The following is a 16,158-nucleotide window of genomic DNA, read 5'->3' as shown; positions in this document are numbered from 1 at the left end:
AATAGACCGTGATTTTATTATTTATTTCTTTGTTTTCTTTTTAGCGGCGGCGGCTTTTTTCGGCGTTGCCTTTTTCGCCGGTGCTTTAGCGCTGGTAGCGGCCTTCTTTGCAGGGGCTTTGGCTACTGCGGCTTTTTTAGCCGGTGCTTTGACCGCTGCTTTTTTAGCAGGCGCTTTCACGGCAGCTTTCTTTGCGGGGGCTACTGCAGCTTTTTTAGCCGCCGCTTTTTTGGCTGGCACTGCAGCCTTTTTAGCTGCAGCTTTAGGAGCAACCGCTTTTTTGGCTGCCGGCGCTTTAGATACCGCAGCCTTTTTAGCGGTGGCTTTGGCAGTTGCCGTTTTCACTGCTTTTTTAGCGGCGGCTTTCGGCGCCACTGTTTTGACAGCTTTTTTCTTTTCAGCCGGTGCTGCTTTGGCAGCAGGCTTTTTAGTGGCAGCTTTAGCAGCAGGCTTAACGGCAACGGATGTTGCAGGGGTTGTTTTCTTTCCCGCTTTTTCGGCTGCCGGCGCAGTTTGTGCTGCGGGCTGTACGGGCGCTTTTTTACCCTTGTTTGTTTTTATTTTTTCGGGAGACGCAGGAGCTGTTTCCGGAGCAGCGGCCACTGGTGCCGGCACTGGCGTTGCAGCAGCCGGAGCGGCCTTTTCAGCTGTCTCTTTTTTCGCTGTTTTCTTTTTCTTCACAGGCGCTTCTGTTGTCGCTGGTGAAGCGGAAGTTACGGAAGTTGACGGCGGTGGGGTGACATCGACCACATGTGTTTCCGGGATTACCTGGTCCACCACCGGCTCCGGCGGTATTTCAAGGGAAACGACCGGAGCTGCGGCGGCAGGCTGGGGTTTGAACGGTTGTTTTTCCCGTGGCTGCCATGGCTGCTGGCCGTGTTTTTGTTTTTTCTTTTTGCGGTCGCGGTGGCCTTCCCTGCGCTCGTCGCGCCGTTCCGGCCTGAATTCGCGGCCGGCCTCGGTAGCCAGTTCGCTGTCCAGCTCATAATCCAGCTGCCGTTTGGCGAGGTTGGCTGCCACCACACGGATGCTTACCTTCTCACCGATACGGAAACGGCGGCCGCTGGCCTGTCCTACCAGTGCATATTCCGCTTCGTTGAACACAAACTCTTCCTTACGGTTGAGGTTGTGGATGCTTACCAGGCCTTCGCATTTGGTATCCACGGTTTCCACCCAGAACCCAAAATGCGCCACGCCGCTGATCACACCATCGAAAGTGTGACCGATATACTGCTGCATGTATTCTACCTGCTTGTATTTGTTGGCCGCTCTTTCCGCTTCCATGGCTTTACGTTCCATTTCGGAATCGTGCTTGCACTTCTTCTCCATCTGCTTGTCCGGATGGATATCACCGGCCAGGCATTCGGCGACTACACGATGTACGAGTACGTCCGGGTAACGGCGGATCGGGGAGGTAAAGTGGCAGTAGTCTTCAAAGCCGAGGCCGTAGTGGCCTACGTTTTCTATGGTATAGATGGCTTTGGCCATGGTACGGATGCCCAGCGTTTCCAGCACATGCTGTTCAGGCTTGCCCTGTACCAGTTGCAACATCCTGTTAAACGAACGGGCGATGCTTTCCGGGTTGCTGACATCGAACTTATAGCCGAATTTACCGGCAAAAGCCGCGAACACTTTGAGTTTATCAGGGTCCGGCGTATCGTGTACCCGGTAAGGGAAAGGCACGGACTGTTTGTTGACTTTTATCTTGGACACATAGGTGGCCACCGTCCTGTTGGCCAGCAGCATAAACTCTTCAATCAGCTGGTGCGCTTCCTTGCTTTCCTTGATCACAATGCCGATAGGCTTGCCTTTTTCATCCAGCCTGAAGCGGACCTCCTGGGAGGAGAAGTTAATAGCGCCATGCGCAAACCTTTCCTGGCGCAGCGTCTGGGCGATTTTATTGAGCAGGAGGATTTCCTGCTGGTAAGGTCCTTCTTTGGTCTCGATCACCTCCTGGGCGTCTTCATAGGTGAAACGGTGATTGGAGTGGATGATGGTCCGTCCGATCCAGTGGTGTTTCACCTCCCCTTTCTCGTTCATCTGGAAGATGGCGGAGAAGGTCAGTTTATCTTCATGCGGGCGCAGGGAGCACAGTTCGTTGGAGATTTTCTCCGGGAGCATGGGCAGTACGCGGTCGGGCAGGTACACGGAGGTGGCGCGCCTGTCAGCTTCCTTGTCCAGTTCGGTGCCCGGCACCACGTAGTGGCTCACATCAGCGATGTGTACGCCGATCTCATAGAGGCCGTTTTTCAGCGGCCGGATGGAGATGGCATCGTCAAAGTCTTTGGCGTCGACGGGGTCTATGGTGAAGGTAAGGATGTTACGGCAGTCTTTACGTTTCCGTACTTCCGTTTCCGTTATTTCCTCTTTCATAGCGGCCAGCTCGGTCATCACCTCTGCGGGGAAGCTAAGCGGGAAGCCGGCTTCGATGAGGATCTCCTTCATGGCCAGATCGTTGGTATCGCTGGCGTCGAGTATTTCGATGACTTCTCCCACCGGCTTGCGGGTTTTCTCCCCCCAGGCCACGACTTTCACCACGGCCTTATCGCCGGATTTACCGCCGTTCAGGGAGTTGGCGGGGATATAGATATCCGGCATGAACATGCCCTTTTCGGTGATCAGGAAGCCGAAGCTTTTGCTGACCTGCAGGGTGCCGGTAAATTCGGTTTTATTTCGTTTAAGGATATCCGTGATAATGCCTTCCTGGCGGCCGTCGCCTCTGGCATGTTTGATCACGTCTACCAGGACTTCATCCTTATCCAGGGCGGTATGCAGGTTTTTCTGTTTTACCATGATGTCTCTGGCGAGGCCCGGTACGATCACGAAGGCCATTCCTGACCTTGTCAATTCCACGACACCTCTGAAGGTTTTCTTCTGGCCGGGGTGTTTCTTATCTTTCTTTTTCTTACTCATGTTTGGTTGTCTTATTGACCAAAGGCGGGCAATTGCCGGGCCACGTAGTCAAAAATAAAGTTATTAAATGATTCCGCTTCTCCGAAGAGGAACGAAATTTCCACTGGCATAACAGCTATTTGCAGGTTTTGTTCTGCCAGTTCTTTTTGCAGGAGATGCAGCCTTACGGCGTCTTTCTCCGTGGTGATGACCATCTTTTGGGTTCCTGGCAGGTCATCTCTTTCCTTTTTGATTTTTGCGATATCTTTTTCCGAATAATAATAATGATCAGGAAACGCCAGCAGGTACACCTGCTGAAACTGTTGCTGCAGCTTCTCCAGCAAAGGTTCCGGGCGGGCAATGCCACAGGCGAGCAATACCGATGCCGATGCAGGAACATTCACGGGCTGACGCGTTGTCATATCAAATAATGCGCCGTATTGCAAGGTAGTAAAAAACAATCGCTGGCCGGGCAGCGGGTTGATTTCTTTTTCCAGCGCGGCCTTTTCCGCCAGGCTCATATCCGGCGGACATTTGGACACGATGATACAGTTGGCGCGCTGATAACCGCTTCTGCCTTCCCGGAGGCGGCCGAAGGGGACTACGTGATCGCGGGTGAACAGCCGGTTGTATTCTGTGATCAGGATGTTCATGCCGGGTTTGACAGACCGGTGCTGGAAAGCGTCGTCCAGCAGGATCACCTGCGTGTCCGGTTCTTCCCCCAGCAACTGCGGGATGGCCAGCATCCGCTCTTCCCCCACGCACACTTTGATGTCCGGGTATTTCGTGTGGAACTGCATGGGTTCATCGCCGATGTCGGCGGCGGTGCTGTATTCGTCCGCCAGCAGGTAGCCGCTGGTACGGCGGTTGTAGCCCCGGCTCAGCGTGGCGGTCCGGAAGGTATCTTTCAGCAGGCGGATAAGATATTCCACATGCGGTGTTTTACCCGTACCCCCTACCGACAGGTTGCCGCAGGCTATCACCGGCAGATCGAACTCCACGGCGGTGAGGACGCCCTTATCGTAGAAGCGGTTGCGGACCCACATCACAAGACCATAAAGCAGGGAGAAGGGATATAGGAGTATTTTCAGGTAACTCAGTAGTTTCAGCACTGTCAGGGTTGTTTAAAATTAAACTGATAAATAGCGTCGGGCGTTACCACCGTCTGCAGGGGCACGTCCCAGCTGTCTGCGTCGCTGATGCCGTCGATCGGGCCAAAAAGCGATAGGCCTACCGTACGCACGTCCGGGCGGCATTGCTGCAGAAAGCGGTCGTACATCCCTTTGCCGTACCCAACCCGCTGGCCCTGCCGGTCGAAGGCCAATAGCGGCACCAGCACCAGGTCAATGGTTTCCGGCGGTACAGCTTCACCGTTCTCCGGCTCCGGGATGCCGAAACGGTTCTTCACCAGTACCGTATGGGCATGCCAGGCGTAGTGGTACATGTCGCCGGTTTTCATGTCGGCCTTTGACAACACCAGTTGAATGTCCGGATGTTGTAGCCGCAGCCATTGGGCCAATGGCCAGGTATCGACTTCTTTTTTTTCCGAGATGGGAAGGAAAAGATGCAGATAGCGCACTCCCTGCAAATCGAGCTGGCGGGCGTTGGCCAGCAGCCGTTCGTTCAGGTCTGCCGCCGTAGCATCCGGGAGGTTCAGGCGCTGTTCGAGGAAGTGTTTTCGTATATCCTTTTTGGTGATCATGCCAGTAACGCCTTTAGAGGAGCTGACAAAAGTTGTGCCTGTTGCTGCACAAATGCCATATTGACCTCTGTTGCCTGCGGGATACGGCCAATGCGGGGGTAGCCGCTCAGTCGCACCACATCGTCTTCATTGGTATGGTAATCGCCTCCGAAGATCCAGCCAATAACGGGAACGCCTGCATGTTGCAGTACCCTGGCAGTGAGCAGGCTGTGGTTGATGCTGCCGAGATAGTTCTGCGCTGCGATGATCACCCCGGCGCCCAGGTCGCGGACCAGGTCAAGCGTGAGGATATCGTCTGTCAGCGGTACCAGCAGTCCGCCGGCGCCCTCTATCACCAGTGGCCGGCGAGCCGGCTGCAGCCCTGCGGCCAGCCGTACAATCTCAGCAGTGTTGATGGTAACCTGTTCCATACGAGCGGCCAGGTGAGGCGAGGCCGGCTCCTTCAATACATACGCTTCCGGATGGCAGACTGAAACGCCTTCCGGCACCAGGGCCCTGACAGTTTGCGTGTCAGTCCCCTCTTCAGACCCTGATTGTACAGGCTTCCAGTAGTCAGCCTCCAGGGCCGTGGTCACACAGGCAGATACGATGGTTTTCCCTACACCGGTACCAATACCGGTAATAAATATTCGATTCATCTACGGCAAATATAACGGAGGAATTACGATTTACGAATTACCAGTTGCGAATGGCAGCTGTTTCTGATGGTATCGCCATAATTGTAACCACTCAGCATGATGACGTTTTCCGGCGACCAACCGGCGGGAACCGGCCGATTTTAACATTTTCTAAATCTTGGACATTTTCCATCATTTTACAGTTATTATTAAATAAAATTCATCTACCTAAATCATTATCAGGAAAACAATAAGAAATCCGGGCGTTCTGCCCTCCGCCGGTCAACCCCGGTTACGGCAATTTAATAGCGGTAACCTGTTTGTTTGGGCTTAATTCGTAATTTACAACTGTACACAACCTCATTTTTTTTATGAAATATGCAGCAAACATTCTCGAAACGATAGGACATACCCCGCTGGTAAAACTGAACCGTGTAACCGCTTCCCTCCCTTGTCCCGTATTCGCCAAAGTGGAATTTTTTAATCCCGGCAACTCCATTAAAGACCGCATGGCCATCAAAATGGTGGAAGTGGCAGAACAGAAAGGCCTGCTCAAACCCGGCGGCACCATCATTGAAGGTACCTCCGGCAATACCGGTATGGGTCTTGCCCTCGCAGCCGTTATCAAAGGCTACAAATGTATTTTCACCACCACCGATAAACAGTCCAAGGAAAAAGTAGATATCCTCAAAGCAGTAGGCGCAGAAGTGATCGTATGCCCGACGAATGTGGAACCTGAAGATCCGCGCTCCTACTACTCTGTGTCCAAAAGACTGGCCACCGAAATACCGAACTCGTTTTACGTCAATCAATATGACAACCTCGCCAACCGCGACGCCCACTACGAGCAGACCGGCCCTGAAATATGGGAGCAGACGGACGGCAAGGTGACCCACCTCATCGTGGCCACCGGTACCGGCGGCACCATTACCGGCACCGGCAAGTTCCTGAAAGAGAAAAATCCCAACATCAAAGTATGGGCGATCGACAGCTACGGTTCCCTGCTCAAAAAATATTTCGAGACCGGCGAAATTGATATGAGTGAAGTATATCCTTATATCACTGAAGGTATCGGCGAAGACTTTGTGCCGCAGAACTATGATATGGGCGTGATCGACGCCTTCACCAAAGTGACCGACAAAGACGGCGCGGTGATGGCCCGCCGCATCACCAAGGAAGAAGGCATTTTCGTAGGCTACTCCGCGGGATCGGCCGTAGCCGGACTGATGCAGCTCAAAGACACCCTCAAACCGGACGACGTAGTAGTGGTGATTTTCCACGACCATGGCAGCCGCTATGTAGGTAAGGTATATAACGACCAATGGATGATGGAACGCGGTTTCCTCGATGTAAAAACCGTTAAGGACATCGTGGGCGCACGCCGCAACATGCCGCTGGTCACCATTGACGCCGATGAGAAAGTGAGCGAAGCTATTGCCAAAATGCGCAAGTTCGACATCGAACATATCCCGGTCACCAAAGGCAGCGACATCATCGGGGCCGTTTCAGAAAGTGGCCTGTTCAACAAACTGATTGACAACCCGCACCTGAAAGACGCCACTGTACAGGAAGTTATGCACGCTCCCTTCCCGATGGTAAGCCAGGAAACGCCGATAGAGAAGCTGTCTGTTTACATCAACCGTGAAAACGGCGCTGTTATGACGAAAGACGAAAGCGGCGATCACCATATTGTAACCAAATACGACATTATTCAGGCATTAGGCCGCTAGTATTATGTTCCGGGACCAATTGAACCGTACCATTCATCTGCCGGAGGCGCCCAAGCGGATTGTTTCGCTCGTGCCTTCGCAGACAGAACTTTTATATACCCTCGGTCTTCACGAGGAAGTGGTGGGCATCACCAAATTCTGTATACATCCTGAATCGTGGTTCCGCAGCAAAACGCGTGTTGGCGGCACCAAAAACGTACGCATGGACGTGATCCGGGAGCTGGCGCCCGACCTGATCATCGCCAATAAAGAAGAAAATACTGCGGAAGATGTGAAAGCGCTGATGGAACATTATCCTGTATGGGTGAGTAACATTCAGACGCTGGAAGATGCCTGTGAAATGATCACCGGCGTTGGCGCCATTACGCGGAAAACGGCGGAGGCAGCGCAACTGGCGGATACGATCCGGCAACGTTTTGCAGCCTTGCAGCCCCTGCCCTCCCCTGTCCCCACCGCTTATTTTATCTGGCGGGACCCGTGGATGGCAGCAGGCGGCGATACGTTTATTCACCAGATGCTGCTGCGTTGTGGTTTACAGAACGTGTTTGCAGACATCCCGCGTTATCCGGCGATTGACGAAACGCAGCTGGCAGCCTGCGGTTGCAGGCTGGTGATGTTGTCCTCCGAGCCCTATCCTTTTAAGGAAAAACATATTCATGAGATACAGGCGATTCTTCCGGAAGCCCAGGTATTGCTGGTAGACGGCGAATTGTTTTCGTGGTATGGCAGCCGGTTGCTGGATTCTCCGGCGTATTTTGAGGAGTTACTGTCCCACCTCCCTGAGGGCTGACGCCCCGTGGCAGGTGATTGTCCCGCATCTTTCCGATGCAATGGCCACCAAAGAAAAATAAGTTTGTTTTTGCCGGGAAAAGTCGCCGTATGGCGGCTTTTTTTGTTTGTCTTCTTTACCGGAGCAACCCTTTCCGTTTCCTTTCCGTAACAGGAGTATCTGTCACTTTATTCACAAAACACTTTTTATGGAAAGAAGGGATTTTGTATCCAACATCGGGATGACGCTGGCGCTGGCCTGTGTAGGCGGACTGGCGGCCTGCAGCAAGGGCGGCGGTTATGGCTCCTCACCGGACCCTGCGCCGGGCGGTCCGAATGCGAAGCTGTCACTCAATCTGAGCACTGATTTGCCGAACCCCGGCGACTTTAAAATCGCCAACGGGATTATTCTTATCCGTACCGGCGCCGGCAAGACGGCAGCGGATTTTGCGGCGTTGTCCAGCACCTGCACCCATCAGGGGTGTACTGTCGCTACTTTTAACAATACGACGAAGCTGATTGAATGCAACGCGCCCTGCGGCCATGGCAGCCGGTTTGCTACCAGCGGCGCGGTGAACGCCGGTCCGGCTGCCACGCCGCTGACAGCCTATACCATCACGGTGAGCGGTAATACGCTCACCGTTACGTGAATGACGGATTATGAATTATGAATTACGGATTACGAATTACGAATGAAGGGCTTTCTTTATAGGAAGGTTATTAACTAACCATCCTATAAAGGCACCACTTCCTTCATAATCCGTAATCCGTCATTGCGTTAGTGTTTTACGAGGAAATCCAGTACCCATCCGATGTGAAGCGGGGTGAGCATACCACGCTGTTATGATCGCCGGTGTTAGTGTTTTACGAGGAAATCCAGCACCCATCCGGCGAAGTGAGGGGAGCGTACTACGCTGTTATGATCGCCGGTGACAGTGCCATGCATTCCGCGGGGCATCATGGCGGCGAGGGAGCCGCCTGTATCGTTGTCTTCGTCTTTATCACCTCCGATCACCAGTACCGGCTGTTGCACTGCTGCCAATTCCGCGGGTGTGGTGGCCGGCTGGCCCCACTGCATCAGTGCCAGCGCCCGCTGGTCTAACCCTTTCGCCTGTACGTTTTTCACCATGGCAGCCAGTTCCGGTACATCTTTACCGGAGAGGGCATCATAAAATTTCAGTCGCCGGGGCCATGCCGGATCGGTGAACCCGGTGCCAATGCCGCCGAGCACGGCGCAGCTTACCTTGGGGTCCAGTACCAGCAGCCTTGCGGTGATGATCGATCCGCGGGAGTAGCCCACTACCCTGTAGGACGGCAGCTGCAGATGCGCGGCCAGGCCAATGATATCGCGGGCTTCCGCATCCTCCATGTAGGCGAGGCTGTCGTGCGGATGATCAGAAATACCGTTGCCGCGCAGATCGAGGGTGATAACGCGGAATCCGTGTTGCAGCAGGGAGTCGTACAATGGCGTGGAGGGCCATGAATCGCCACTGCCCATAAAGCCGTGCACCAGGACCACCGGCTGACCGGTGCCTTTAACCGTGTAGTGGATACGGGTACCATCGAAAGACGAAAAGTAATTGGCGGAATCGTTTGCACTCCGATCAAACGGGCTGGCGCAAAGTGTTTTAAGGGAAAGCAGCAGTAATGCGGTGCTGAATATTTTACGCATGGCGATAAGTAATAAGTGGTTAAAATACGTTTTTCCGCCTGTATTTTTCAGCGGAGATAAAAATACATTTCGCTATAAAACTTATTTTTTACTGTGTATATTTGCTTTCCTAAAAAAACAAATACATTTTAAAGTATGGGAAAATACAGAGCTGGCGTATTATTCGGCGAAGAGCTGGATGCGCTGTATAACGATGCCAAAGACAACGGATTTGCTATGCCTGCCGTGAACGTAGTGGGAACCAACTCGGTTAATGCGGTACTGGAAACAGCTGCCAAAGTAAATTCACCGGTCATTATACAGTTTTCCAATGGCGGCGCACAGTTTTACGCTGGTAAAGGTATGCCGAACGACAAGCTGCAGGCCAACATCGCCGGTGGTATCTCCGGTGCCAAACACGTACATGAAGTAGCGAAATACTACGGTGTTCCGGTGGTGCTTCATACCGACCATGCCGCTAAAAAATGGCTGCCCTGGATTGACGGCCTGCTGGACGCTGGTGAAGCGTTTTTCAAACAGACCGGTCAACCGCTGTACAGCTCTCACATGCTGGACCTCTCCGAAGAACCCATCCAGGAAAACATCGAGATCTCCCATAAATACTTTGAGCGCATGAATAAACTGGGCATGTCCATCGAAATCGAGCTGGGCGTGACTGGTGGCGAAGAAGACGGTGTTGACAACTCCGGCGTAGACAACTCCAAACTCTACACCCAACCGGAAGACGTGGCTTACGCTTACGAAGTACTGTCCAAAGTAGGCAGCCGCTTCACTGTTGCCGCTGCATTCGGTAACGTACACGGCGTCTATAGCCCCGGCAACGTGGAACTGCGCCCTGTTATCCTGCAGAACAGCCAGGAATTTATCCAACAGAAATTCGGCACCAAAGCTAAACCGGTATACTACGTATTCCACGGCGGCAGCGGCTCCCCGAAACACCAGATCGCGGAAGCACTGGGCTACGGCGTTATCAAAATGAACATTGACACCGACATGCAGTGGGCATTCTGGGAAGGCGTTCACGACTACTACGAAGCGAAAAAAGACTATCTGCAGGGCCAGCTGGGCAACCCCGAAGGCGCAGACAAGCCTAACAAAAAATACTATGATCCGCGTGTATGGCTGCGCAAAGGCGAAGACACCTTTGTAAAACGTCTGGAAGAGGCGTTCCGCGACCTGAACTGCATCAACAGAAACTAATACCGGTCCCCGACGGACACTGCCCCCGCAACGTCCCGACGGACTGACAACGTAGTAGAATATAACCGCCCGAAGCGGAAACAAAGCGACTTATATTAAAATAATCGCTTTTGTTTCCGCTTCATTATTAGTGGTTAAAATAGAATAATTGACCCTGTTTCCGGGGGAAGATTCGGAACAACTGTTTGGTTTTATGCTTTAATTCGTATCTTGCACCACTATTTTCTAATCTAATAGTAAAATATGTCAAGCTGGTTTAAGCGAATTAAACAAGGCATCTCCACCTCCACCAGTGAGAAGAAGGAAGCACCGGACGGGTTGTGGCACAAGTGTCCTAACTGTAAGAAAACCACCACTGTTAAGGATCTGAAGGAGCATTATTACGTGTGTGACAAATGCAACTATCACAACCGTATCAACTCCGGGGAGTATTTTGAGATTATTTTTGACGACAATCAGTTCGAGGAACTGTTTTCCAATATTTACCCGACCGATTTCCTGGGCTTTAAAGATCTCAAGCCTTATTCCGACAGGCTGAAAGACGCACAAAAGAAATCCGGCCTGAAAGATGCCATGACAGTTGGCACCGGTAAGGTAAACGGGTTAGACCTCGTAGTGGCCTGTATGGACTTCAACTTCATCGGTGGCTCCATGGGCTCCGTGGTAGGTGAAAAAATCGCCCGTTCCATCGACTACTGCATCGTGCACAAAATGCCGTTGATGATCATTTCCAAATCCGGCGGCGCCCGTATGATGGAAAGTGCTTTCTCCCTGATGCAGATGGCCAAAACATCGGCCAAACTGACCCAGCTCGCTAACGCCAGACTGCCCTTTATCTCCCTGATGACAGATCCCACCACGGGTGGTGTGACCGCCTCCTTCGCCATGCTGGGTGACGTAAACATTGCTGAACCCGGTGCGCTGATTGGCTTTGCCGGTCCGAGGATCATCAAGGAAACCATCAAAAAAGACCTCCCTGCTGGCTTCCAGAGCGCTGAGTTCCTGTTGGACCACGGCTTCCTGGACTTCATCATGGACCGAAAAGAATTAAAAACAAGACTGACCAACCTCCTCAGTCTCTTTAAAAACTAGCTATTCATTTTGGGATTTTGGCATTTTTTGATTTTGTGATTTAAACGGACCGGATGGTCTCCTGAAATTCAAAAATCAAAAAATACTGAAATCCCAAAATTTTCACCCCATGGCCGAATTAAAGAACAGATCAGCATATTTTGAGTACGCAATAGAAGAAAAATTTATTGCGGGAATGGTATTGACAGGAACAGAGATTAAGTCTATCCGTGCCAGCCGGGTCAGCTTTAATGACTCCTTTTGTTATTTTTCAAAGGGAGAATTGTTTGTTAAAAGCCTGCACATCGCCGAATATTCTCACGGTACCAGCGCCAATCACGATCCCCTGCGCGAAAGAAAATTGCTGTTGACAAAACGGGAATTAAAAAAAATAGAGAACAAAATAAAGGAACGTGGTTACACCATCGTCCCGCTTCGTATATTCATTACGGATAAAAGTCTTGCCAAAATGGAAATAGGTGTGGGCAAGGGTAAAAAACTGTACGACAAACGCGAGTCTATCAAACAACGGGAGTCTGACAGGGAGTTACGCCGCCAGATCAAATAACCACCACCGCAAGCCACTTCACTGCTTAAATCCTGTCCCTTGAACACGATCAGTTTACCTATCCGTTCTGCCGGCATAAGGGGAATGTTGTGCCTGTTGGCCTGCATCCTGCTATGGGGCTGCCGTTCGGGCGAAAAGCTCTACAACAAAGGCAAATACGATAACGCCGTCACCGCTTTCGTCAAAAAACTCCAGCGCAAACCCCAGGACGCCACCGCCCTTCAACTGCTGCCCGAAGCTTACCGCCAGGCCCAAAAGATGCATGAAGACCGCGTCAACAACCTGCTCCGCTCCAACAATCAGCTTAAATGGGAACCGATACGCAACGAATACCGTACGATGCAACGGCTATACGATGCCATTCACAGCTCCCCCGCCGCCCTGAAGATAGTCACCCCTAAAGATTACAGCAATGCCATCACCGGCGCGCTGGAAAATGCCGCCGAAACACGCTACGACCGGGGCACCGCCCTTATGCAACGCGGAGATAAAGCCAGTGCCCGCAAAGCATATGACGAATTCGGCGCAGCACTCAAACTCATTCCCAACTACCGCGATGCACAGGCACGCAAAGACGACGCTTTCCAGGCCGGCGTAGTATATGTGGTGGTGAGCGAAGTGGACGTCCGCTCCCCTTACTTCCAGTTCAGTGCCGACCAGTTCCGGGATTACCTCGTCCGTTCCCTGCAGCAACGTAACGTCAACCGCTTTGTCGTTTTCTATGACGAACGTACCGCCAGGAACGAAAACCTGCGGCCCGATCAGTACATCGCGCTGCGCTTCCAGGATTTTGTGGTGGGCCAAACATATGTGGACCGCGCCCGGCGCGAGGTGTCCAAAGAGATCGTCACCAGCACTACCAAAGACACTACCGGCAAGACTATCAATACATACACCACCGTACGCGCCACTATCGTCACCACAAAAACAACGGTAGAATCCAGAGGATTGCTGGACTACCAGATAGCCGACATCAGCAACGGAAAAATACTGCGCTCAGACCGCATCCCCGGCAGCTATACCTGGTTCAACCAGTTTGCTACTTATACCGGCGACTCCCGCGCCCTGAGCGAGGCTGACATGGCGTCCATCGGAGGACGCGACCTGCCGCCGCCGCCGCCACAGGAGCTTTTCATGGAGTTCACCCGGCCGATTTATAACCAGCTGGAGAAAGATTTGCGGGATTATTATGCTTATATAGACTAATCCTTCCCAGGGCTGAAGCCCTGGGCGACAGTTTGAGGAAAATGCCGATGACCACCATTATAACAATACAAAAGATCGCCCTTTGATATGACATCAAAGGGCGATCGCTTTTTTAATCCCGTATTGTTGTGCGGCACTTCCGTTCCTGGATTACAGCATCGGTGTCAATACCGGTATCAATTGATGGGCCGGCACTACCCCACTCTGCCGCCATGCCAGCTGCCCGTTTTTAAACAACAGCATGGTGGGCACGCTGCTGATCTGCCATTGGGCCGCCAGCTGCTGGTTTTTATCGATATCGATCTTAATGATCCGGATCTTGTCTCCAAACTTGTCTTTTATCTCTTTCAGAATGGGCGGCATCATCTTACAGGGGCCGCACCAGGTAGCAAAACAGTCTATCAGCACCGGGGTGTCTGACTGGAGGATGGTCTGCAGATTTTCCATAGCGCACAGATTTAATCTCTTTGCAAAATAATCTTTTTTAAAGACTTGATAATGGACGAGTTGGGAATCAGCCGGTAAGAAACACGGAACAAAGTTGAAAACATTTCATACATTAGGTATATCTGTAATTTCAATCCCAACGCCCGATGAATATGTTATCCACCATCATTTACATGGCATGGTTCCTCTCAGAAATACTACTACACCGGATATTGCGTGGCGGAGCGCCGGACGACAAAAAGAAGAAAGACAAGGGCAGCCTGGCTTATATCTGGATCGTGATCCTGATCTGCGTGAATGTGGCCGTGTACCTGTCGTACCGCACGCAGCTCCCCATACTGCAGCGGGGCAGCCTCATGAATTACACCGGCTTATCGGTGATCCTCGCCGGCATGATCTTCCGGTTTTATGCCATCGCCTCGCTGGGCCGGTTGTTTACCGTGGTAGTCACCATCCGTAAAGATCATCATCTTAAAAAAGATGGCATCTACGGTGTTCTTCGTCATCCGGCGTATGCGGGGTCGCTGCTGTCTTTCCTGGGCTTTGGCTTGTCACTCAATAACTGGCTGGCATTGATCATTGCGTTTGTCCCCGTGCTGGCCGCGTTCATTCACCGCATGGACATTGAAGAAAAAGTACTGACCGAACAATTCGGCAGCGAATACACCGACTATATACGACACACCCAACGTATCCTTCCGTTTATCTACTGACAGGCATAAAAAAGGCCTTCGGAAAAAGTTCCAAAGGCCTTGATTGATGAAGGATAAAAACTAGTTGTTGAGATTAGGGTTGTTCTGCAACTCGCTGAGCGGAATAGCAAACAGGTAGTAAGGGCTGTTCTTCACAAAGGCAGAACCGTCCGGCAGTTTAACGGTACGATGCCCTACCCCGCGAACGTTGACAAAAGAACCATCCGGCTGTGGCACCTTGATGATACTATCTGTGCCGTTAACGGTCTTAAACGGCTTCCTTACTACGGTACCGCCTGTACGAATAATATCTACCAGCGAGAAACCTTCGCCCCATAGCTCTTTTCTTCTTTCCAGCAGGATGGTATCCGTTACGGAACTGCCTGCGGCAGCGTTATAGAGATGGGAGTTACGCGCACTTCTGAGCACATTCAGCACTTCGGCGGCTTTTGTGGTATTATTGGTACGGGCGTATGCTTCGGCTTCAATCAGGTACATTTCTGCAGCGCGCATCAGCACTACATCGGACACCATTCCACCCGGATCACGGAAGCGGAATTTTTTGTACAGCAAAGCGCCGGGGCCGCTGGTGCTCCACTGGAACAAACGGAAACGGACGTCGGTGCTGTCAAAATAGCCCTGGAACCAGGGGTCGGCCTTAAAACTCTTATAGTAGGACACCGGTGTAGACACATCGAGGAAAGTAAAAGTGGAAGCCGCCACGTTCTGCGTGGGCGTCTGTGGCTGGGCCCAAATCCACTCTACGTTACCTGCATCGTTGAAGCCCTTGTTATAGTCGTCGCCGGACATCAGCGGGTAACCGTTACGCGCAGCCACCGCAGCATCAATCGCTTTGGCCGGCTGGTTGCTGTAGAGGTAAGCCCTTGCCAGCAGCCCGTTGGTCACTTTGCTATCGATCTTGAATTTCCGGGTATCGTCACGTTCATAGTCCGCCAGTAACGGCAGGGCAGCCTGCAGATCGGCGATCGCCTGCTGATATACCTGTGTTACGGTAGATCTGGCCTTACCCGGAGTAGAAGGATTAGCGGGCTCCGTGTAGACAGGTACTGATTTTCCGTTTGGGTTAGTGGTAACACCGAAGGAATAGAATTCTGCCAGCGTCAGATAACAGAAGCCTCTTAAAGCGGACGCCTGACCTTTCAGCAGCTTACGTTTTGCATCGTCGCCGGGCACATTATCTATTTTAGACAGGAAGTTATTGCAGTTATCGATGGTCTTGTACAGGATGGTCCAGTAAGCGCTCACCCTGTTTTTGGTGTTGTCCACCATTTCGATAAAGGTATAAGAATCCCTGAACCCATATGAAGTGGTGAGGGCCACGTCGCTGCCCATGGCGTCGCTGGTAAGGTCCAGCGATTTGAGCCCCGGCACGGCAAAGGTAAAATAGGTCTCGTACATGTAGGCCCAGATCCCTGTCAGTGCCGTTTCGGCGTTGTCCACGGAGTTAAACACCTGGTCGTCGGGCACAGCGTTGGTAGGCCGCGTGTCCAGGAAGTCCTTGTTGCAGGCTGCGAAGGCAACTGCGGCGAATATAGCGATGAATAATAGTCTGTTCTTTTTCATGACACAGTT

15 protein-coding genes are annotated in these 16,158 nt (G+C 52.1%); 8 read left to right on the top strand and 7 right to left on the bottom strand.

The genetic code is table 11. The features are described from left to right. Positions 1–21 precede the first annotated feature (21 nt). Genes rnr through bioD form a run of 4 tightly spaced genes read right to left on the bottom strand, consistent with a single transcriptional unit; the run spans position 22 to position 5,232 of the window. The gene (gene rnr / locus B5D63_RS32005) at positions 22–2,913 is read right to left on the bottom strand and encodes a ribonuclease R (RefSeq protein WP_200817146.1); all 2,892 of its coding nucleotides are present in this window, start codon (positions 2,911–2,913) and stop codon (positions 22–24) included. 11 nt (positions 2,914–2,924) lie between these two features. Further along, positions 2,925–4,004 carry a tetraacyldisaccharide 4'-kinase gene (gene lpxK, locus B5D63_RS32000; protein ID WP_235021684.1) on the bottom strand — a complete coding sequence of 360 codons (1,080 nt, stop codon included), beginning with the start codon at positions 4,002–4,004 and terminating at the stop codon, positions 2,925–2,927. A 2-nt stretch (positions 4,005–4,006) separates the two neighbouring features. Then, a complete protein-coding gene (locus B5D63_RS31995) occupies positions 4,007–4,594 on the bottom strand; it encodes a 5-formyltetrahydrofolate cyclo-ligase (RefSeq protein ID WP_078672964.1) in 588 nt (195 codons plus the stop codon). Beyond that, a complete protein-coding gene (gene bioD / locus B5D63_RS31990; protein WP_078672963.1) occupies positions 4,591–5,232 on the bottom strand; it encodes a dethiobiotin synthase in 642 nt (213 codons plus the stop codon). Before bioD ends, B5D63_RS31995 begins: the two co-directional genes overlap by 4 nt. Before the next feature lie 350 nt (positions 5,233–5,582). On the opposite strand from bioD, the gene B5D63_RS31985 reads away from it, so the two are divergent. The 3 genes from B5D63_RS31985 (at position 5,583) to B5D63_RS31975 (ending at position 8,359) form a co-directional block, all read left to right on the top strand. Then, positions 5,583–6,941 carry a pyridoxal-phosphate dependent enzyme gene (locus B5D63_RS31985; RefSeq protein ID WP_078672962.1) on the top strand — a complete coding sequence of 453 codons (1,359 nt, stop codon included), beginning with the start codon at positions 5,583–5,585 and terminating at the stop codon, positions 6,939–6,941. Between the two features lie 19 nt (positions 6,942–6,960). After that, the gene (locus B5D63_RS31980) at positions 6,961–7,731 is read left to right on the top strand and encodes a helical backbone metal receptor (protein WP_235021683.1); all 771 of its coding nucleotides are present in this window, start codon (positions 6,961–6,963) and stop codon (positions 7,729–7,731) included. Between the two features lie 187 nt (positions 7,732–7,918). Beyond that, positions 7,919–8,359, top strand: a complete 441-nt coding sequence (locus B5D63_RS31975; protein ID WP_078672960.1) for a QcrA and Rieske domain-containing protein — start codon at positions 7,919–7,921, stop codon at positions 8,357–8,359. A gap of 206 nt (positions 8,360–8,565) precedes the next feature. Here B5D63_RS31975 and B5D63_RS31970 read toward each other — a convergent pair whose 3' ends face one another. Then, positions 8,566–9,381 carry an alpha/beta fold hydrolase gene (locus tag B5D63_RS31970; RefSeq protein ID WP_078672959.1) on the bottom strand — a complete coding sequence of 272 codons (816 nt, stop codon included), beginning with the start codon at positions 9,379–9,381 and terminating at the stop codon, positions 8,566–8,568. Positions 9,382–9,516: 135 nt separating this feature from the next. Here B5D63_RS31970 and fbaA point away from each other — a divergent pair, with 135 nt between their 5' ends. The 4 genes from fbaA to B5D63_RS31950 all read left to right on the top strand — a co-directional run bounded on the left by fbaA (position 9,517) and on the right by B5D63_RS31950 (position 13,426). Further along, on the top strand, positions 9,517–10,581 hold the full coding sequence (gene fbaA / locus B5D63_RS31965) for a class II fructose-bisphosphate aldolase (protein ID WP_078672958.1): 1,065 nt from the start codon (positions 9,517–9,519) through the stop codon (positions 10,579–10,581). A 243-nt stretch (positions 10,582–10,824) separates the two neighbouring features. Then, complete coding sequence (gene accD / locus B5D63_RS31960) at positions 10,825–11,673, top strand: acetyl-CoA carboxylase, carboxyltransferase subunit beta (protein WP_078672957.1); 849 nt, start codon at positions 10,825–10,827, stop codon at positions 11,671–11,673. 109 nt (positions 11,674–11,782) lie between these two features. Next, positions 11,783–12,220: an SsrA-binding protein SmpB gene (smpB, locus tag B5D63_RS31955; protein ID WP_078672956.1), complete on the top strand. Its 438-nt coding sequence runs from the start codon at positions 11,783–11,785 to the stop codon at positions 12,218–12,220. A 39-nt stretch (positions 12,221–12,259) separates the two neighbouring features. After that, positions 12,260–13,426: a tetratricopeptide repeat protein gene (locus B5D63_RS31950; RefSeq protein WP_078672955.1), complete on the top strand. Its 1,167-nt coding sequence runs from the start codon at positions 12,260–12,262 to the stop codon at positions 13,424–13,426. Positions 13,427–13,576: 150 nt separating this feature from the next. Here the strand turns inward: B5D63_RS31950 and trxA are convergent, their stop codons facing one another. Further along, positions 13,577–13,873, bottom strand: coding sequence for a thioredoxin (gene trxA / locus B5D63_RS31945; protein WP_078672954.1), 297 nt, complete (start codon positions 13,871–13,873; stop codon positions 13,577–13,579). 146 nt (positions 13,874–14,019) lie between these two features. On the opposite strand from trxA, the gene B5D63_RS31940 reads away from it, so the two are divergent. Then, the gene (locus B5D63_RS31940; protein WP_078672953.1) at positions 14,020–14,586 is read left to right on the top strand and encodes a methyltransferase family protein; all 567 of its coding nucleotides are present in this window, start codon (positions 14,020–14,022) and stop codon (positions 14,584–14,586) included. 60 nt (positions 14,587–14,646) lie between these two features. Here B5D63_RS31940 and B5D63_RS31935 read toward each other — a convergent pair whose 3' ends face one another. Then, entirely contained in the window at positions 14,647–16,149 is a 1,503-nt protein-coding gene (locus B5D63_RS31935) for a RagB/SusD family nutrient uptake outer membrane protein (protein ID WP_078672952.1), read from the bottom strand. Between the last annotated feature and the right edge of the window lie 9 nt (positions 16,150–16,158).

The organism is Chitinophaga eiseniae (genome assembly GCF_900167135.1).
In the GTDB taxonomy this organism is placed as follows: domain Bacteria; phylum Bacteroidota; class Bacteroidia; order Chitinophagales; family Chitinophagaceae; genus Chitinophaga; species Chitinophaga eiseniae.
The sequence above is the reverse complement of the archived record's forward strand: the minus strand, read 5'-3'. Positions and strand labels throughout refer to the sequence as shown.